At 68.1% G+C, this 18,525-nt stretch carries 18 protein-coding genes and 1 pseudogene; 13 read left to right on the forward strand and 6 right to left on the reverse strand.

The features are described 5' to 3' along the window. The coding region (locus tag ACLML9_RS20050; protein WP_411946968.1) for a class I SAM-dependent methyltransferase at positions 1-362 on the reverse strand (362 nt) is incomplete at its 3' end. 426 nt (positions 363-788) lie between these two features. Between ACLML9_RS20050 and ACLML9_RS20055 the strand changes: the two genes are divergently transcribed. After that, positions 789-2,279, forward strand: a complete 1,491-nt coding sequence (locus ACLML9_RS20055; RefSeq protein WP_411946969.1) for a sugar transferase — start codon at positions 789-791, stop codon at positions 2,277-2,279. 382 nt (positions 2,280-2,661) lie between these two features. Continuing rightward, positions 2,662-3,123 carry an SRPBCC family protein gene (locus ACLML9_RS20060; RefSeq protein ID WP_411946970.1) on the forward strand — a complete coding sequence of 154 codons (462 nt, stop codon included), beginning with the start codon at positions 2,662-2,664 and terminating at the stop codon, positions 3,121-3,123. Positions 3,124-3,237: 114 nt separating this feature from the next. Here ACLML9_RS20060 and ACLML9_RS20065 read toward each other — a convergent pair whose 3' ends face one another. Beyond that, a complete protein-coding gene (locus ACLML9_RS20065; protein WP_411946971.1) occupies positions 3,238-4,146 on the reverse strand; it encodes a MerR family transcriptional regulator in 909 nt (302 codons plus the stop codon). 92 nt (positions 4,147-4,238) lie between these two features. Between ACLML9_RS20065 and ACLML9_RS20070 the strand changes: the two genes are divergently transcribed. The 3 genes from ACLML9_RS20070 (at position 4,239) to ACLML9_RS20080 (ending at position 7,555) form a co-directional block, all read left to right on the forward strand. Next, positions 4,239-4,859, forward strand: a complete 621-nt coding sequence (locus ACLML9_RS20070) for a maleylpyruvate isomerase family mycothiol-dependent enzyme (protein WP_411946972.1) — start codon at positions 4,239-4,241, stop codon at positions 4,857-4,859. Positions 4,860-4,993: 134 nt separating this feature from the next. Continuing rightward, positions 4,994-6,538: a long-chain-fatty-acid--CoA ligase gene (locus ACLML9_RS20075; RefSeq protein WP_411946973.1), complete on the forward strand. Its 1,545-nt coding sequence runs from the start codon at positions 4,994-4,996 to the stop codon at positions 6,536-6,538. A 342-nt stretch (positions 6,539-6,880) separates the two neighbouring features. Further along, positions 6,881-7,555: an oxygenase MpaB family protein gene (locus ACLML9_RS20080; protein ID WP_411946974.1), complete on the forward strand. Its 675-nt coding sequence runs from the start codon at positions 6,881-6,883 to the stop codon at positions 7,553-7,555. Positions 7,556-7,567: 12 nt separating this feature from the next. Here the strand turns inward: ACLML9_RS20080 and ACLML9_RS20085 are convergent, their stop codons facing one another. The 3 genes and pseudogenes from ACLML9_RS20085 to ACLML9_RS20095 form a co-directional block, all read right to left on the reverse strand. Next, the gene (locus tag ACLML9_RS20085; protein WP_411946975.1) at positions 7,568-8,461 is read right to left on the reverse strand and encodes an SAM-dependent methyltransferase; all 894 of its coding nucleotides are present in this window, start codon (positions 8,459-8,461) and stop codon (positions 7,568-7,570) included. A gap of 119 nt (positions 8,462-8,580) precedes the next feature. Further along, positions 8,581-9,475: pseudogene (locus ACLML9_RS20090) on the reverse strand (aldehyde dehydrogenase family protein); the annotation flags it as partial. Beyond that, positions 9,439-9,627, reverse strand: a complete 189-nt coding sequence (locus tag ACLML9_RS20095; protein ID WP_411946976.1) for a hypothetical protein — start codon at positions 9,625-9,627, stop codon at positions 9,439-9,441. The gene ACLML9_RS20095 and the pseudogene ACLML9_RS20090, both read right to left, overlap by 37 nt. A 280-nt stretch (positions 9,628-9,907) precedes the next feature. On the opposite strand from ACLML9_RS20095, the gene ACLML9_RS20100 reads away from it, so the two are divergent. The 7 genes from ACLML9_RS20100 to ACLML9_RS20130 all read left to right on the forward strand — a co-directional run bounded on the left by ACLML9_RS20100 (position 9,908) and on the right by ACLML9_RS20130 (position 16,362). Continuing rightward, entirely contained in the window at positions 9,908-10,843 is a 936-nt protein-coding gene (locus ACLML9_RS20100) for a TauD/TfdA dioxygenase family protein (protein ID WP_411946977.1), read from the forward strand. A 185-nt stretch (positions 10,844-11,028) separates the two neighbouring features. After that, positions 11,029-11,151, forward strand: a complete 123-nt coding sequence (locus ACLML9_RS20105; protein ID WP_411946978.1) for a hypothetical protein — start codon at positions 11,029-11,031, stop codon at positions 11,149-11,151. 85 nt (positions 11,152-11,236) lie between these two features. After that, positions 11,237-11,881 carry an ABC transporter permease gene (locus ACLML9_RS20110; protein WP_411946979.1) on the forward strand — a complete coding sequence of 215 codons (645 nt, stop codon included), beginning with the start codon at positions 11,237-11,239 and terminating at the stop codon, positions 11,879-11,881. 260 nt (positions 11,882-12,141) lie between these two features. Then, positions 12,142-13,428 (forward strand): ATP-binding cassette domain-containing protein, encoded by a 1,287-nt coding sequence (locus ACLML9_RS20115; protein WP_411946980.1) that lies wholly within the window; start codon positions 12,142-12,144, stop codon positions 13,426-13,428. After that, on the forward strand, positions 13,425-14,162 hold the full coding sequence (locus tag ACLML9_RS20120) for an ABC transporter permease (protein WP_411946981.1): 738 nt from the start codon (positions 13,425-13,427) through the stop codon (positions 14,160-14,162). Before ACLML9_RS20115 ends, ACLML9_RS20120 begins: the two co-directional genes overlap by 4 nt. Then, positions 14,159-15,145: a glycine betaine ABC transporter substrate-binding protein gene (locus ACLML9_RS20125; protein WP_411946982.1), complete on the forward strand. Its 987-nt coding sequence runs from the start codon at positions 14,159-14,161 to the stop codon at positions 15,143-15,145. The genes ACLML9_RS20120 and ACLML9_RS20125 overlap by 4 nt, the downstream gene beginning before the upstream one ends. Positions 15,146-15,318: 173 nt before the next feature. After that, positions 15,319-16,362, forward strand: a complete 1,044-nt coding sequence (locus ACLML9_RS20130) for an FAD-dependent oxidoreductase (RefSeq protein ID WP_411946983.1) — start codon at positions 15,319-15,321, stop codon at positions 16,360-16,362. A 315-nt stretch (positions 16,363-16,677) separates the two neighbouring features. Here the strand turns inward: ACLML9_RS20130 and ACLML9_RS20135 are convergent, their stop codons facing one another. Continuing rightward, positions 16,678-17,232 (reverse strand): STAS domain-containing protein, encoded by a 555-nt coding sequence (locus tag ACLML9_RS20135; protein ID WP_411946984.1) that lies wholly within the window; start codon positions 17,230-17,232, stop codon positions 16,678-16,680. A 181-nt stretch (positions 17,233-17,413) separates the two neighbouring features. Here ACLML9_RS20135 and ACLML9_RS20140 point away from each other — a divergent pair. Next, positions 17,414-18,525 (forward strand): IS701 family transposase (locus tag ACLML9_RS20140; RefSeq protein ID WP_411946985.1); only part of this gene is annotated, 1,112 nt, incomplete at its 3' end.

The following is an 18,525-nucleotide window of genomic DNA, read 5'->3' on the forward strand; positions in this document are numbered from 1 at the left end:
CAGGGAATACCCGCCGCTACCACATTGCGCAGCAGGTAGCCGTCGTTGCTCGCGACCTCCACCACGAACGAGTCCGGTCCGAGACCCAGCCGGGTGACCGCCGCGCCGGTGAACTCGCGCGCGTGCCGCATCCAGGACTCGGAATACGACGAGAAGTAGGCGTATTCGGTGAATGTCTCCTCGGGCGTGATGAGCGCCGGTATCTGCAGCAGCAGACAGTCCGCGCACACCCGGAGATGTAGCGGATAGGTGGATTCCGGCAGGTTTAGCTGATCCTCGGAGAGGAAACTCTCGCAAGGAGGTGTCGCCCCCAGGTCGATGACACTGGCCAGCCGGGACGACTCACACAAACGACAATGCACTCGGGCTCCACTCGAACGGTCACGTACATCGGCGGCGCCCCGCAGCCCCGAGAAGCATCTTCTCTCTGCCGATCGACGGAAAAAATAGCACCAATCCGGCGCATCTGCGACACGGTCCGAGCGGACTTCTGCGCAGAAGTGACCTACGGCATATGTTCAGCAAACCCTGTAACGATCGGTGTCCGGATAACGATGGTGGGTAACCGAAATGGGTCATTTCCCGGCATTCGGCGCCGGTGCGGACCCGTGTTCGGTGGGAATTCCGATTCCAGCACTTGTGCCCGGCGTCGATGGGGGCAATACTTCTGCAACAAGATCGGCCCGGTCTTCTCGTCATGAAGCCGGGCTTCCTGGAAAAAGCGTGTGATCGGCTGTCGCGCACGACAGCCGGGGCACGGTCGTTCAAAGTTCAAGCGGGTACGTTTCATGGTTCTGGATCTCCGTGTGGTCGGTGGCGCGGTCGATTTGCACCTGCCGAATCCCGGTGACCGGGACTCCTGGCGGGCTGGATATGTCCGCCGGCTCGCCCGGACCGATATCGCGGTGGTCACCGCGGCGGCCCTGTGCGCGCAACTGTTCAGCATCGCGTCCGGGCACTCCCTGGGCTGGGAATTCGAGCCGCGTACCACCGCGCTCACGCTCGGCGTCGCGGCCGGATGGTCGATTCTGCTGGGTTGGAACGGCTCCCGTTCCCCGCATACCGTGGGTGCCGGCGCCGACGAATACCGCCGCCTGTTCTCGGCCACTCTCCAGCTGTTCGGCGCCATCGCGATCGTCTCGCTGATCCTGCGCGTCGATATCGCGCACGCCCACCTGGTGATCGCGCTCCCGCTCGGTCTGCTCGGCCTGATGTCGACCCGGGCGCTGTGGCGCGCGCACGCGATGCGGCGCCGGGCGCTGGGCCGCTATCGCCGCTCGGTCCTGGTCGTCGGCAGTCCGGACGCTGCCCGTGCCGTGGCGACCGCGCTGTCCGCGCAGGAGATGCACGGCTATCACGTGGTCGGGGTCTGCACCCCCACCGGGGACGCGCTCGACGAACCCGCCGCCCTGCGCGTGGGGCAGCGCGATATCCCGATCGTCGGCAACGACCGGTCGGTGCGCAGCGCGGTCCGCCGCAGCGGCGCCGATACCGTGGTCGTCATGGCCACCGACCGGCTGGGCCCGCGCGATATCCGCCGGCTGGCTTGGGATCTCGACGCGTTCGGCACCGAACTCATCGTCGCGCCCGGCATCATGGATATCTCCGGCACCCGGATGTCGAGCCAGGTGCTGGCCGGTATTCCGATGCTGCACATCGAACGGCCCCAGTACGATCGGGCGCTCTCGTTCGGCAAGGCGGTGTTCGATCTGTGTTTCTCCGCCCTGGTCCTCACCGCGATCGCGCCGGTACTGCTGGTGCTGGCCGCCGCCGTCAAGTTCACCAGCGCCGGGCCGGTCTTCTATCTGTCGGAGCGGATCGGGATGGACGGTAAACCGTTCCGGATGATCAAGTTCCGCAGTATGTACGTGCGGGCCGACCGGGAAGCCGCCGCACTGATCAGCGCCCACGGCGGCAACCCGCTGTTCTTCAAACTCAAGGACGACCCACGGGTGACCCCGGTGGGCAGGTTCCTGCGCCGGTACAGCCTCGACGAGTTGCCGCAGTTCTTCAATGTGCTGTTCCGCGATATGAGCGTCGTCGGACCGCGGCCGCAGGTCCGCCGCGAGGTCCATTCCTACGACGGCGTGATGCGCCGGCGATTGCTGGTACGGCCCGGGATCACCGGACTGTGGCAGGTCAGCGGCCGGTCGGACCTGTCCCCCGAGGAATCGGTGGAACTGGACATCTCCTACGTGGAGAACTGGTCCATGCTGCTGGACCTGCGGATCATCGCCCGCACCCTGCGGGCAGTCGCCCGGGGCGACGGGGCCTACTGACCCCGCCGCGGGTGCCGGCGGCCGGTCAGAGCAGGGCCAGCGCCAGGCTGACGAAGGCCATGAGGGCCATCCAGGCGATCAGCAGTGAGCGCGCGGACCCCGGACGTCCGAACCGGGTCGTCGTCATAGCGGCTGTTCGGCGGTTCCTGTGTGTCGTGGCGACGATGCTCACGGTCCACCTCCTCGAAAGAGTTTGTGTACCTGTCGAACCCGGGATTCCCCGAATCCGTCCGGTCAATCCGCCGAGTCGATCTTCGGTAGCGGGGTTTGTGCCTCCGGGGCGGGGGTAGCCGCTCGACGTACCGAAGCCGACTGTCCGGCCGGCCGGTGCCGAACTACGGGCGGCAGCGGTCACACCGGACCCGAGGGAGGTTGTTGTCCCATGAGCACTGTCACCGCGTCCACCGAGGTCAAGGTACCGATTCGCACCGTGTACAACCAGTGGACGCAGTTCGAGACGTTCCCGAAGTTCATGGAAGGCGTCGAACGGGTCGACCAGATCGACGACACACATACGCATTGGAAGATCAAGATCGGCCCCGCCGCTCGGGAATTCGACGCCACCATCACCGAGCAGCATCCGGAGGAGCGGGTCGCTTGGCGCTCGGACAGCGGTCCGGAGCACGCCGGTGTGGTGACCTTCCACCGGATCGATGATTCGACGACCCGGGTGATCACCCAGATGGATATCGATCCGGAGGGGCTCGCCGAGAACGTCGCCGACAAGGCGGGCCTGCTGGATCGCCGGGTCAAGGGCGATCTGGAGCGGTTCAAGAAGTTCATCGAATCCCGCCCCCAGGAGAGTGGGGGCTGGCGCGGCGACGTCCCGCGCCCGGATAACTGACGCCCTTCCGCTCCGCATATCGTGCGCCGCACGAACCACTGGGTTCGTGCGGCGCAGTGCTGTCGGCGCCGCGCCCATAACGGGACCATCGCACTCTTACGGTGCCGGCTCCGGTCACCTGCCGTGCGGCTCCAGTGACCGGTCGAGAGCGGTGTGCAGCCACTCCTGGGTGGTGCCGGTGGTATGCGGGGTGCCGAGCGCCCGGGCGGTCAGTGCCCAGTACCGGGTAACCGCGGGATGACCGGTCGCACTGTCCGCCAGCCGGCGCCGGAAAGCCGAGGTGTCCCGGCTGCCCCGGGCCGCAGCGTGCGCGGCGACGAACAGGTCCAGTTCCGGGCCGGGCCCCGGGTCGGCACCGGCGAGTACGCGCTGCGCGGCGCCGGTGTGCGCGGGCGCCAGTTCGGCGATCAGGGCCCGCTCGTCGCGGATCGACGCGCGGTCGGACAGCCACAGCCGACGGGATATCTCCCGCCCGAGTTCCGGGCTCCGCGCCAATTCCGCCAGCTCGGCGACCGCGAGAACATGGCCGGGGGTAGGCGTCGTCGGTACCGCCGGAATATCCATCGCCACGAACTCGTCGAAGAGGCCCGGTGGCATCGCGGCCAGGACGCGACGCCAGAATCCGACGAGTACATCGCGGGCCGCCCCGCGTTCGGCCACCCCGGCGAGCCGCGCGAGCGTCACCGTGCGGTCCTCGTCGCGGGTCCCCTCGAGTGCGAGCAACACCGCGTGCCGCCACGACAGCGCGTCGAGTTCGGCTTCCACCGCCACCCGCTCGCCGGCCACGACGCCGCGGGTGGCGTCCTCGTCGGCGAGTATCGCGGCGATCACGGGCAGGCCGAGTCCGAGGGCGCGCAACCGCCGGATCGATGTCAATCGGGTGAGCGTCTCCTCGGTGAACACCCGATGGCCGCCGCTGGTGCGGTGGGCCGGCAGGAGCTCCTCGTCGCAGTAGAACCGGATGGTCCGGACGGGGATACCGGTGCGCCGCGACGCTTCGCCGATGCCCACCGCAGCGCGCATGTTTGTGATGTGAGTCACTTCTACTGGAACCTCCACCCGGGTGGAGTTCCTACCGTAGCGGAGGCCCATCGAGCACAGGAGGTAGTAGGACAGTGAGCACCGAGATCGTTTCCGGCGAACAAGTCTGGGCGGCCGTCGCTGCCGAACGCAGGAGTCTGGCGGAGCTGCTGGACGGGTTGACCGAACAGCAGTGGGACCGGCAATCATGGTGTGCCGGGTGGCGGATCCGCGACGTCGTCGCCCATATCCTGCTCACCTCACGCGCCGGAGCCGGCGAAATCCTGTGGGAACTGCTGCGTGCTCGCGGCGATCTCGACCGGATGAGCTTCGCGACCGCCGTCCGCTACGCGAACCGCCGCTCGTCCGAGGCCCTTCTCGCCGAACTGCGCGCCGTGATCGAACTGCGCCACACCCCAGTGGGTACGACAGCCCTCGATCGGCTGATGGATCTGCTGGTACACGGACAGGACATCGCGGTACCGCTCGGTATGCGGCGCGAGATGCCGGTGGACGCGGCGCGGTGGTCGGTCGAGCGGGTGTGGCGGATGGGACGGCCGTTCCGTGCGCAGCGCGTACTGGCCGGTCACCGCCTGATCGCGACGGATGCGGAGTGGTCGGCTGGAACAGGGGCTCCGCTGGTCGCACCGATTGCCGACATACTGCTACTGGTCACCGGGCGGATATCGGCGGGGGATCGGGCAGGGTCGGCCTGATCGAGGGCTTCGGAGGGGCCGGACGGGTATGGCGAATGCGGTCCGGGTGCGAGGTGACCGGCGTACGCTTCGCATCGATCGACCGAGATGTGGAGCCCGCCATGGCCAGTAGTTCACACCCGATATCTCGAGGAATGACCGCCGGCGAACAGCTGGCGCGGCACGCCCGCAAGATCCCGGACATCCCGGCGGTGCGGTTCGCCGGAGTCTCCCGAAGCTACCGAGAACTGGACGAGCGCGTCTCCCGGCTGGCCGACGCCTTGCGGGCCCGCGGTATCGCCGCGGGGGACCGGGTCGCCGTTCTCGGCCTCAACTCGATGGAGATCGTGGAAACGTTCCTGGCCACAAACCGGCTCGGCGCGATCGGCGTGCCCCTCAATTTCCGGCTGGTGGCCGGGGAAATCGCTTATCTGCTGGCGGATTCCGGCGCGACAGCGGCCGTGGTCGACGCACGGTTCGCCACTCGACTCGCCGAAGCCCGGCGGGAGGCGCCGCACTTGCGGTCCTGCCTGGTGATCGGGGGTAGCGGCGGCGAGGACGGTGCGGACTACGAGGCGGCGCTGCGCGACGCGGACCCCGAGTTCGCCGCACCGGCCGTCGACGAGCGCGACCCGGCATACATCATGTACACCTCGGGGACCACCGGACGCCCCAAGGGTGCGGTGCTGACCCACGACAACCTGCTGCTACACGCCTTCAGTGTCGCCCTGCACCAGGGTGTATCCGGTGACGACCGGGTCGCGTTGAACGGTGCGCCGCTGTTCCATATCGCGGGTCTGTCGAGTTATCTGATGTGCCTGCTGCCCGGAGGGACGTTCGTGATCACGCCCTCGGGTGGTTTCGACCCGGCCGCGTCGGTCGAGCTGCTCGCACGTGAACGGGTCTCGAGCTGCTTCTTCGTCCCCGCGCAATGGCAGGCGATCTGCGCCCTCCCGGGGATCGCCGAATACGATCTGTCCGCGCTGCGGCACATCTCCTGGGGCGCGGCCCCGGCCTCGACGACCCTGCTGCGCACCATGATCGAGACCTTCCCGCAGGCCTCGGTGTCGACCGCGTTCGGGCAGACCGAATGCAGTCCGATCACCTGCACGTTGCGCGGGGAAGACGCCATCCGCAAGATCGGCTCGGTCGGCACCCCCATCCTGAATGTCGAGGTTCGGATCGTCGACGACGAGATGAACGATGTCGCGCCCGGCGAGGTCGGCGAGATCGTCTACCGCGGGCCGACGGTGATGCGGGAGTACTGGAACAAACCGGAGGCGACGGCGGAGGCCTTCGCGGGCGGCTGGTTCCACTCCGGTGATCTGGTGCGCCAGGACGAGGACGGCTACCTGTACGTCGTCGACCGGAAGAAGGACATGATCATCTCCGGTGGCGAGAACATCTACTGTGCCGAGGTGGAGAACGTGCTGGCCGGGCATCCCGGGGTCGCCGATATCGCGTTGATCGGCGTGCCGGATCCCACCTGGGGCGAGACACCGCTGGCGGTCGTCGTGCCGGTCGATCCCGCCGCCCCGCCGACCGCCGCGGATATCGAGGCCTTCGCCCGGACGCAACTGGCCGGCTACAAATGTCCCCGGGAGGTCGCGGTGGTCGCCGAACTGCCGCGCAACGCCAGCGGGAAGGTACTCAAAACCGAACTGCGCGCGAAGTATTCGGCACCCGCCGCGCCGATCTGACAGGTCGCGGCGACCGTCACCGGATGGCGTCGGCGCGACACGCGGCCGTCGCGCTGCCTCGTGCCCGGGTTTGCCACCACACGGGAGCCGGGCTGGTGTCGGCAACCGATTCGTGCTCGGCGGATGAGGAGGTTGATGAATATGGCCCGCTCGGGCCTGTTTCAGCCTGTCCTCATCGGGTTCGCGCACCACTGACCCGCGCGACCGGATCGCTACCACGATCTGGAGTTGTCGTGTCCAATTCTTTTCACACCGACCCCACCGAAATCGGGACCACGCGTCTAGTTCTCCGGCTCTGGACGCCGGACGACGGTGTTCATCAGCACGACGCGGGCGCCCAGTTTGCCCGCACCCAGCCGCAAACGCGGCCGCACGACGCTGACCTATCTCGCGGTGGCCATGCTCGGTACCGACGAGGAACGCGCCGCCTACCGCGAGGCGACCAACACCTCACACCGGCAGGTCCGGTCCCGGCCGGGCAGCGCGGTGAAATACAACGCCTTCGACCCGGAACTGCAGCTGTGGGTCGCCGCGTGCATCTATCGCGGTGTCGTCGATTCACTGGAATACCTGTACGGTCCGCTCGACGCCGACTACGCCGACGAGCTGTACCGGGAGTCGAGCAGATTCGGGACCACGCTGCAGATGCGCCCGGAGATGTGGCCGGCCGGTCGGGCCGCGTTCGCCGAATACTGGGAGCGCAGGTCCGCGCAGATCTCGATCGACGACGAAACGGTATCTGCGGGAAAAGGTTGTGGAGCTCGGACCGTACGGGCGCGTCGAACGGGTACTTTTCCGGCCCGTCAACCGGTTCTTCACCACCGGCTTCCTGACCCAGCGGTACCGGGACGAACTGGGGCTGCCTGGTGCCCGCGGCGGCAACGCGCCTTCGAGCTGATCATGCGCGCGATCGGTACCGTGATGCGGCTCGGGCCCGAACGCTGGCGGATGGGACAAGCATCTGGCCGATATGCGGCGCCGCCGGGCGCTGGGCAAACCGCTGGTCCGAGGGGGTGAGCCCGCCGCCCGTCAGTGCCGCCGGGCGGTGACCAGGCCGTGGCGGGACGCCTCGGCGAAGCGTTCCATGATGGTGTCGCCGAGCGTGGGTAGGTCCCGCTGGTAGGCGGCGGCGCGTTCGTAGGTGTCGGAGGCCTCGGCGTCCCAGCCGTGCCGGGCCAGCCAGGGCTGTGCGGGCTCGCCTACGCCGCCGCCCTGCCACATCGCCGTGATCTCCGAGCCGCCTTCGCCGGCCGCCGCGGCGGCCATCAGCGCGACCGAGTCCACATGCAGATACTCGATCGACAACCGGCTCCCGGCGGCGGACAGGCCAGTGATCTCGGCCAGCAACCGATCGTTGTGCTCAGGGCTCAGATAGGGGAGCAGCCCCTCGACGAGCCAGGCCGCCGGAGCGGACGGGTCGAACCCGGCCGCCACCAGCCGGGCACCCCAGTCCTCGCGGAGGTCGGCCGGCACCGTCACCCGGCGGCCGGCGGGTTGTGCGCCCTGCGTGTCGAGGACCCGCTGTTTGAAGGTGAGCATTTCCGGGGTGTCCAGTTCGTACACCACGACCTCCGGCGGCAGCGGAAGCCGGAAGGCCCGGGTGTCCAGTCCGGCCGCGACGAGCACGACCTGCTCGACGGTACGGGCGGCGTCGAGGATGTAGTCGTCGAAGTAGCGGGTTCGGATGGGCAGGTAGCTGCTGAAGGAGTCCCACATACGTGCCGCGTCGGCGCCGCCGGCGAACTCCTCGCCGCCGGCGGCCGCCAGGAAATCGGCGGCGTAGGGGTCGACGAACAGGGCGTCCGGCCGTGCCGACTCGGCGGCCCGGGCGGCGGCGACCATCAGTGCGGTGCGGCCGACACCGGTGGGGGCCACCGGTCCGGATTCGCCGGGCCTGCTGGAGGAGGAACCGGAAGTGGTCACGGCTTCAGCTTAGGGCGCTCCCATAGGCTGTCACGGGAGCGACGCGAGTGTCGCGGCGCTGGGCTCGACCTATCCGCGTGGCGCCGGAGCCGTTGCCCGACCCGTACACCGGCCCGGATTCAGGCGAACCAGCCGCCCACCGCCAGCGCGGTGTTGTGCCGGATGTGCTTGATCTCCTGATACTCGGCCAGCCCGCTCGGTCCGAGTTCGCGGCCGATACCCGAACGCCCGAACCCACCCCATTCGGCGGCGGGGGTGTAGGGGCCGAAATCGTTGAGCCACACCGTGCCGTGCGGAGTGCGCGGACCACCCGTTCGCGCGGGCCGCATCGCCGGTGCGCACGCCGGCCGCGAGTCCATAGGACGTGTCGTTACCCAGTTCGACGGCTTCGGCCTCGGTAGCGAACCGCTCCACGGTGAGTACGGGGCGGCCGAAGATCTCCTCCTGGACGATCCGCATATCGCGGCGGCAGCGGTCCCGCACGGTCGGCAGGTAGTAGCTGCCGGCGGCCAACCGGGGGTCCTCCGGCCGCTTCCCCCCGGCGACCAGAACCGCGCCTTCGGCGAGACCGCGGGCCACGTGGGTCTCCACCGCGGCGCGATGCTCCGGGGAGACCAGCGGTCCGGTCTGTGACGCGGGTTCCGTCCCGGGGCCGAGCCTGATCCCGCCGGCACGCCGGGCGAGTTCCGCGACGAACCCGTCGGCGATCGACTCCTCCACGATGAGCCGGGTACCGGCCGAACACACCTGGTCCGAATGCAGGAAGGCGCCGGTCGGCACCGCGTCGATCGCGCTCGCACGGTCCGCGTCGGCGAACACGATATGCGGATTCTTACCGCCCAGTTCGAGGGCCACCCGGGTGATGTGCGGGGCGGCCCGCGCGGCGATGGCCGGCCCGGGCGCGGCGCCACCGGTGAAGGAGATCAGATCGACCTCGGGCGTACCGGTGAGCGCGGACCCCACCACCGGTACGAGGTTCACCACGCCCGGCGGCAGCCCCGCCTGTTCCAGCACCCATCCACCGCACCGGCTTCGCCGACGGCGGCGATCACCGCGCCATCCGCCGGGTTGCGGATCTCCCGGATCCCGCCGGCGGCCGGCGCGACCCATGCGCCGTCGATATAGAGGTCGGGCGCGCGTAGCAGCGGCTCCTCGGCGAGGATCATCTCGATATCGCCCTCTCGTTCCGGTTCGCCGGTGGCGTGCTCGCCGGCGACGGCTGCCTCGCCCCGCGGCCCGCATTCTATGGGTCACCGGCCCGTCTCCGGCGGCGCGGTCGATGCGGCACGAGGCGCTCCGGCCGGGTGCCGGGGTGCCGAGCAGCCCCGGTGACCGGTTCGCCGAGTGGTCGCCCATTACGATCCCGGTGACCGAAACCCTGGTTGCGGCGGTCCCGCGCTGGTTTCATCCGAGTCGATCGTCGGATACGAGCGAAAGGCCCCGGATATGCCCGTCGACATTGTTGACACCGCGACCACCGTGCAGGTGACCAAGCTCGGTACCCATATCGGCGCGCGGATCGACGGGGTCCGGCTCGGTGGCGATCTGCCCCTGGAGACCGTCACCCGGATCCGCGCGGCGCTCGCCGAGCACAAGGTGATCTTCTTCCGCGGCCAGGACCACCTCACCGAGGACGGACAGTACGAGTTCGCGGAACTGCTCGGTACCCCGACGACGCCGCATCCGACCGTCCGGTCGGCCGGGGTGAAGAGTCTGGCCATCGATTCACGGCACGGCCGTTCGAACAGCTGGCACACCGATGTCACCTTCGTCGACCGGGTACCGAAGGCATCCATTCTGCGCGCGGTCGTCCTGCCGAGCTACGGCGGCTCCACCACCTGGGCCTCCACCGTCGCCGCGTACAACTCGCTGCCCGAACCGCTGCGGCTGCTGGCCGAGCACCTCCGCGCGCGGCATACGAACCTGTACGACTACGCCGCCACCGCCGAGGACAACCCCGACGAGGGCGCCACCGCCTATCGGCGCGAATTCGAGTCGAGCTGTTTCGAGACCGAGCATCCGGTGGTGGAGGTGCATCCGGAGACCGGTGAACGGGCCCTGTTGCTCGGCGGATTCGTGAAGCAGTTCGTGGGTCTGTCCGGCACCGAATCGCAGGCGCTGTTCCGGCTGTTCCAGGACCGGATCACGCGGCTGGAGAACACCACTCGCTGGAACTGGTCGCTGGGCGACGTCGCCATCTGGGACAACCGCGCCACCCAGCACTACGCGATCGACGACTACGACGGCACCGAGCATCGCCGGCTGACCCGGATCACGCTGGCCGGGGGAATCCCGGTCGGGGTCGACGGTAGGCCGAGCACCGTGATCTCCGGCGATGCCGAATACTATTCGGCGGTCGACTCGCCGGCCCGCGCCGCGTAACCGCGCTCACCTGCCGGAACGGTTGCCGAATGCCTTTGCCGCACACCGGACCGGGTATCGACCGCGAATCCCGCGCGATACCCGGCCCGTGGCCGCCGGTCGTCCAGGGTGACGTGCACAGACCCCACGTACGCCGAAAGTCCGCACGCTCGGCCGCGCACCGCCGCAATTGTTATGGATTCCCCGTGAGCGAAACCCTCGACAGTAATGTGCCGTGTCGTATTGCCGCCGGCACCGGGCGCGAACACGCACGAATGTGGCGGCGGAAGACCGTATTCGCCGCGCGCCTTCCCTATCCGGCCGGGTGATATCGATTAATCTTTTACAGCTTGCGCGTCCGATGACTCCGCACGGACGGGCGCCGAACGATTTCCGGCCGACGATGGGAATCCCGTGAATCTGTGGAGCTATATCCGAGGCCGGGGGGAGCTGCTGACATTTCTGACGTATCAGCATGCCTCCCTGGCGTTCCAGACGGTACTGGTCGGGACCGTCGTCGCCGTCCTCATCGCCGTCGCGGTCTACCGGTTGCCGCTGCTGTCGGCCCTCTCACTGACCTCCAGCCGGGTCGCGCTGACGATACCCTCGCTGGCACTGCTGGCGTTGCTGCTGGTGCCCTTCGGACTCGGCGTCGTCCCGTCGTTCATCATGCTGGCGTTCTTCGCGGCCCTGCCGGTGATCGGCAACGCCATCGTCGGTTTGCGGTCGGTACCGGCCTCGGTCGTCGAATCCGCGCGCGGCATCGGCTTTTCGCGGTGGCGCATTCTGCTCACCGTGGAACTGCCCATCGCCTGGCCGGTGATCCTCACCGGGATCAGAGTGTCCACCCAGATGATCGTCGGTGTCGCGGCCATCGTCGCCTACGTGCTCGGCCCGGGGCTCGGCTCGCTGATCTTCAACGGTTTGTCCCGGCTCGGCGGTGCCAACGCCCTCGAAATGGCCCTCACCGGAACAGTTCTCATTGTCATCATCGCGCTGGTCTTCGACGCGCTCCTCGTCCTGCTCGGACGCCTCACGATCGCGAAGGGACTGTCATGAGGCGATACCTCCGCCTTCGCTGCGGCTTCCGCCGGCGGTGTGGGACTGCTTCGGGGGAGGTTTCATGAGGGGATACCTCCGCCTTCGCTGCGGCTTGCGCCGACCAAGGGGGACCGCTTCGAACGAGGTGCGGTATCTCCGCCTTCGCTGCGGTCTCCGTGGATCGCACGAACTCGCTTCGAAGGAGGCCTCATGATGCGGTACCTCCCTCCTGGCTCCGGTCTCCGTGGACCGTATGAACCCGCTTCGAAGGAGGCTCCATGAGCGACGATGTGACCAGTGGCGTCACGGCCACGGCGACGACCGAGCGTACGGTTACCGGCGCTTCGATCACCCTGGATTCGGTCGTCAAACGGTTCAAGGGGCAGCGCAAGCCCGCGGTCGAACGCCTGGACCTCGAGATTCCCGCCGGCGAGATCGTCGCCTTCGTGGGCCCTTCGGGCTGCGGAAAGACGACCACCCTCAAGATGATCAACCGGTTGATCGAACCCACCGAGGGCCGGATCTTCATCGACGGTCGCGATGTCACCCGCGAGGACCCGGACAAACTGCGGCTGTCGATCGGCTACGTCATCCAGTCCGGCGGGTTGTTCCCGCACTGGTCGGTCGCCAAGAACGTGGGCGCTATCCCGCGTGTGCTCGGCTGGGACAAGAAGCGGATCGCCGAACGCACCGAGTACCTGCTCGATCTGGTCGGCCTCGACCCCGCCACCTTCGCCGACCGGCTCCCCAAGGATATGTCGGGCGGCCAGCAGCAGCGCGTCGGTGTGGCCCGCGCCCTGGCGGCCGATCCCCCGGTGCTGTTGATGGACGAGCCGTTCGGCGCGGTCGACCCGATCACCCGGGCCCGCCTGCAGGACAGCCTCATCGCTATCCAGCACGAACTCGGCAAGACCATCGTGATCGTCACCCACGATTTCGAAGAGGCCACCAAACTCGGTGACAAGGTGCTCATCCTCTCCGAGGGCGGGCATGTCGAGCAGTACGCGAGCCCGGAGCACATCCTCACCGATCCGGCCACCCCCTTCGTCGAGGAGTTCGTCGGATCCGGTGCGAAATTGGCGTATCTGACCGTCTCCCGCGTCCGTGATGTCCCATCGGACAAGGTGGTCACCGCCCGGATCGGCGAATCCGCACCGGCGGTGATCGAACGCGCGAAAGCCGCCGGGCACAGCTGGGTGGTCGTCGTGGATGGCGCCGGGCGGCCGCGGTCCTGGCCGACTCTCACCGAACTGGCCACCAAACCCGAGGTTTCCGATTTCCTCGACCGGCGGCTGCCGGTGGTCGCGCGGTCCTCGACGCTCAACGACGCACTGGACGCGATGCTCGCGACCAGTCAGGGCGCCGCGCTGGTCACCGACGGCCGCGGCGCGGTGGTCGGCTCGCTGAGCATCGACTCGGTGACCGAGCTGATCCGGGACAAACTGGCCGAGGCCCGCGCCGACGAGCCGGACGCGTCCTATGTGACCTACGTCGACGGTACCGATCCGGCGCCGACCCCGGTGGTCGCCGCCGCCGACGAACCCGGATCGGTCGAGCAGTCATGAGCCGGCTACGCCGTCTCCCGCTCGATGTGTGGTTCGAACCGCTCATCATCGCGGTGATCGGTATCGGCTACCTGCTGTGGTACCGCTCGACGACGTTCACCACGACCGAGCAGGCCTCGCTGGGCTGGGGGAACCTGCGCAACACCATCGTCGCGCATATCGAACTCACCGTGGTGGCCACGGTCATCGTGGTGGTGATCGCCATTCCACTGGGTATCGCGCTGACCCGGCCCGGGCTGAAGCGATTCGAGCCGATCGCGGTCAATATCGCCAATATCGGTCAGGCCGCGCCCGCCGTCGGCCTGCTCGTGCTGTTCACATTCTGGCTGGGCACCGGATTCCGCACGGCGATAGTCGGTCTCGTCGTCTACGCCGTCCTGCCGATTCTGCAGAACACCATCGTCGGGCTACGGCAGGTGGATCAGCGCACCATCGAGGCCTCGCGGGGGATCGGCTATTCGGGCACCCGGACGCTGCTGCAGGTGGAACTGCCGCTGGCGGTGCCGGTGATCCTCAACGGTGTCCGCACCGCACTGGTCATCCTGGTCGGCACCGCCACACTGAGCACGTTCATCGGCGCCACCAGCCTCGGCACGCTGATCACCACCGGCGTCACGCTGTTCCTGCCCAAACTGCTCATCTCCGGCGCGATCCTGGTCGGGCTCCTGGCATTGACCATCGACTGGCTGGGCCGACTCGTCGAACTGGCCGCGACCCCGCGAGGTGTGTCATGAGTTCGGCAGCGGCACGACTTGTCACCACGGCTTCCGTTCTCCTCGCGGCGGTCGCGCTGCTCGCTGGATGTGGCCTGGTGAGTTCGTCGGGCACCTTCCACGACGCGCGCCTGCCGGACGGGCAGCTACCGCTCGACGGCGCGAAACTGGTGGTGACCTCGAAGAGCTTCACCGAGGGCGTGTTGCTCGGCAAGATCACCGCGACCTATCTCGCGGCCGCCGGCGCGCAGGTCACCGATCTCACCGGGGCGCCGGGTTCGGCCTCCTCCCGCCAGGCCCAGCTCAACGGCGACGCGGATATCCTCTGGGAGTACACCGGCACCGGATGGGTCAACTACCACAACCAGACCGAGACCATCTCCGATCCTCAGGAACTGTGGCAGCGCGTCCACGATATCGAGAAGCGCGACTACGACCTGGAATGGATGCCACCGGCCAATTTCAACGACACCTACGCGTTCGGCGCGTCGACTCCCACCGCCGAACGACTGGGCGTGACATCGCTGTCCGAGGTCGCGGCGCTTCCCGTCGGCGATCGGACCTTCTGCGTCGACGACGAATTCTTCAGTCGCTCCGACGGTTTCATTCCGATGCTGCAGAAGTACGGGATTCCCTACAACGACCCCAACGGCGTTCCGGCGGGCAATGTCACGCGGATGGACGCCGGGGTCGTCTATACGGCGACAGCCAAGAGCGCACCCTGCAATTTCGGCATGATCTACACCACCGACGGCCGGGTGAAGAATCTGAAGCTGGTCGTGCTCGACGACGACCGGAAATTCTTCCTGCCCTACAGCGGCACAGCGGTCGTGCGCGGTGAGATCATCGACCGCTACCCGCAGCTGGCGCCGTTGCTCGCCACGATCTCCGAGCGTCTCACCGATGATCTGATGCAGGACCTCAACGGCCGGGTCGATATCGACGGCGAGGATCCCGCCGATGTGGCCTACGACTGGTTGAAGAGCGAGAACCTCGTCGAGTAGACCGGATGCGTTGCCGGTCTTGTATGTTGGGCACCAGGGACCGCAGTGCCCACCGGCCGGATGCGAGCGGGTGCCTCACCGGCCCCGGAACACCGTCGCGAGTGGTGAGCGGCTGTGGTCGCTTGTCGCCCACCGATCGGTTACGTGCGCGCTCACTCGCCGAAGGAGATCCGATGATCACCATCCTGGGAGGCGGTATTGCCGGAACCGCGCTGGCCGGCGCGCTGTCGAGGGCCGGGCGGCCGGTGACGGTCTACGAGCAGCGCAACGGCGGGGGCGGCGGAGCGTTCCTGATTCTCGACGGCCGGGGCCACCGCAGTCTCATCTCGCTGGGCGTGCCGGAGGCGGAACTGCACGCGGCCTCGTATCCGCTGAGTGAACTGCGATACACCCCCGATGACGGTGTGACGCGGCGGCGGCCCAGCGAGAGGCACCGGTTCTGGTTGCGCAGCGATCTGATCGCCGTGCTGAAACGGTTCGCGGTACACGCGGGCGCCGAGATCAGTTACGGCAGCCCGGTCGCCGAGGTCGCGGTCGACGCCACTACCGGGCACACCACCCTGCGTATCGGCGACCGCACGGTGACCGCGCGGGATCTGGTGATCGGTGCCGACGGTATCGACTCGGTGGCGCGCGCGGGCACCGAACCCGGCCGGACCCCGGAGTACGCGGGAGATGTGGTGGTCTACGGAATGACCGCGACACCGGTCGAATGCCCCACCGACCCGTTCGTCCTGCACTTCGACGCCGAGTCGGCCTCCGGCGCCCGCGCGGCTGCCACCTTCGGCCATATCTGGCGGCCGGGCGCCGAGTCGGCGCTGTGGTTCCTGCGTATCGCATGGGAACCGCTGCCGGTCGGCGATACCGGGATCGTGCCGGTGCGGAACTGGGCCGCCGCGGTGGTGGAGGCGGCGCCCCGCTCCGTGCGGGAACTGGCCGCGACGCTGGTCGCGGCCACCGAACAGGTCCATGTTTCCAACGCGCGCAATGTCGCGCTCGCGACGGCGGCGGCGCCCGTCGCCCCGGTGATCCTGGTCGGCGACGCGGACCACGCCATCACGCCCGCGGCGGGGGTGGGCGCGCGAGAAGGTATCGAGGACATCGAAGCGGTGCACCACGCGATCGTCGGCGGTGGCTCGCCGGCCGAGGCCATGATCGCCCGCCGCCGCGCGATCGCCGAGGAGCGTGACCGGGTGGCCCGCAGAATGCGCGGGTGATCGAAGCCGATCCCGACCGGGTGCCGCGCCGCCGGCCACTATGGCACCGCGGATCATCGGCTCGGCGCACCGTACCCGGGGATGGGTCGTGACCGAGAGGTTTCTCACCTCACGGCCGCCGGTGTCGTCGATACTCTGTACGGCCCATCGACGGTGCGGAAGCCATGGCCAAGGAGTTTTCGCATCTGGACGGGCCGCTGCAACAGTTCATCGAAGCGCAGGCGCCGGCCGGTACTCGACGCACACCACGCCCGCCCACCCGACGAGAAGTACGCGCGCCGGATCGCCGGGGACAACGGTCACAGCATCGACGGACTACCGGCGCTGGACCTCGACCACCCGCTGCCCTCCGAGGTGCGGCGCTGACCCCGGGGGCGTATTTCCGGCGGTGACGCGCTCGTCGGAACCCCGCGGGCCCGCGCCGTCCGCCGAAACCACATCCGGTGTCCGGTCCCGGAGATGAACGGCTGTCAGCGCGCTCACCACCGTCGAGCGCACCGGTAGCAGCGCGGTGCGAGTGTCGGCGCGGGCGATCCGGGCGATGGCCGGTTCGGCGGTGACCAGGAAGATCTCGATGCCTTCCCGCCGGTACTCCTGCGCTTCGTCGGACAGCGCCGCGAGGCTGCGCACCGACAGGAAATCGAGTCGGGTGGCGTCGACGACGAGCGCGCCCTGAGGCCCGGCCACCGTATCCGCGGCGGCACGTACCTGCTGGCGCCACAGCGCCAGCGTAAAGGCATCCGCCTGCCCACGTACTGCCAGCAGGACTATGTCGCCACGGCGGCGGACCCGGAAACTCAGCTGATCACGGGGCGACCGCCACGGCGCGGAGGCGAAAGGCGGCGTGCGACGGGCATAGGAATGGTTCATACTGCACTCGAATCGGCTCGAGACGCGTTGCGCATCCTGGTGGGAGCGGCCCTGTGCTTTCAACGCCTACTCGAGAACCCCCATTCGAAGCCTAGTACTCCAGCCGCACCAAGTGCGGCTGGAGTACTAGTACTCCAGCCGCACTTGGTTATGTTGTGCGGTATAGTCTTTCGTCGTGTCGATCAGTGAGGACCTGGCCGAGTGGGTAGCCGGGCTGGATGATCTGTTTGGGCTGGTTGCGGGGCGTTTCTATCGTGCGGAGCCGCGGTTGCGGGCGCGGATGTATGTGCGGGGCCTGTTGGCGCCGTTGGCGGGGAAGAATGGCTGGACGCTTGCGGAAGCGGCCGGGGATCTGACTCCGGATGGGATGCAGCGGCTGTTGAACAAGGCCGCGTGGGACGCGGACGGGGTGCGCGATGATGTGTGCGCCTACGCGGTAGAGCACCTCGGTGATCCCGATGGCGTGTTGATCGTCGACGAAACCGGGTTCCTCAAGAAGGGCGTGAAATCAGCTGGGGTGCAACGGCAATACTCGGGCACAGCTGGAAGAATCGAGAACTGCCAGCTGGGTGTCTTCTGCGCCTACGCTACCAGCAAAGGTCGCACGCTGATCGATCGGGAACTGTATCTACCGAAGTCGTGGACCTCCGACCGCGCCCGCTGCCGTGAGGCGAACATTCCCGATAGCGTGGAGTTCGCCACCAAGGCAACCCTCGCCGAGAAGATGCTCGCCCGAGCACTGGACGGCGGGGTCCCGGCCCGCTGGGTCACCGCGGACGAGGCCTACGGCGGCGACTACAAGTTCCGGACCTGGCTCGAAACCCGCCACATCGGGTACGTGGTAGCGGTGCCGCGCAGTCAGACCATCCCGATCACCGCGGGCTGCACTCGTGCCGACCATCTCGTCGCGCAGGCACCGCCGGAGGCGTGGAAGCGTCTGAGCTGCGGTGAGGGTGCGAAGGGGCCGCGCATGTTCGACTGGGCGGTAGCCTCGCTGCCGGTCTACGAATGGACGACCGCCGCGGGTTGGAGCCGGTGGTTACTCGCACGGCGAGCCTTGACACCGAACAGCAAAGGCGAGTTCGAGATCGCCTACTACATGTGCTGCGCACCCACCGGCACCAGCGACGACACCCTCATCCGGGTCGCCGGCACCCGCTGGGCCATCGAGGACTGCTTCCAGACCGCGAAAACCGAGATCGGCCTCGACCACTACCAGGTCCGCCGCTACGACGCCTGGTACCGCCACATCACCCTCGCCATGCTCGCCCACACCTACCTCGCCGTCACCGC

This window comes from Nocardia sp. NPDC002869, from assembly GCF_046764065.1.
In the GTDB taxonomy this organism is placed as follows: domain Bacteria; phylum Actinomycetota; class Actinomycetes; order Mycobacteriales; family Mycobacteriaceae; genus Nocardia; species Nocardia rhamnosiphila.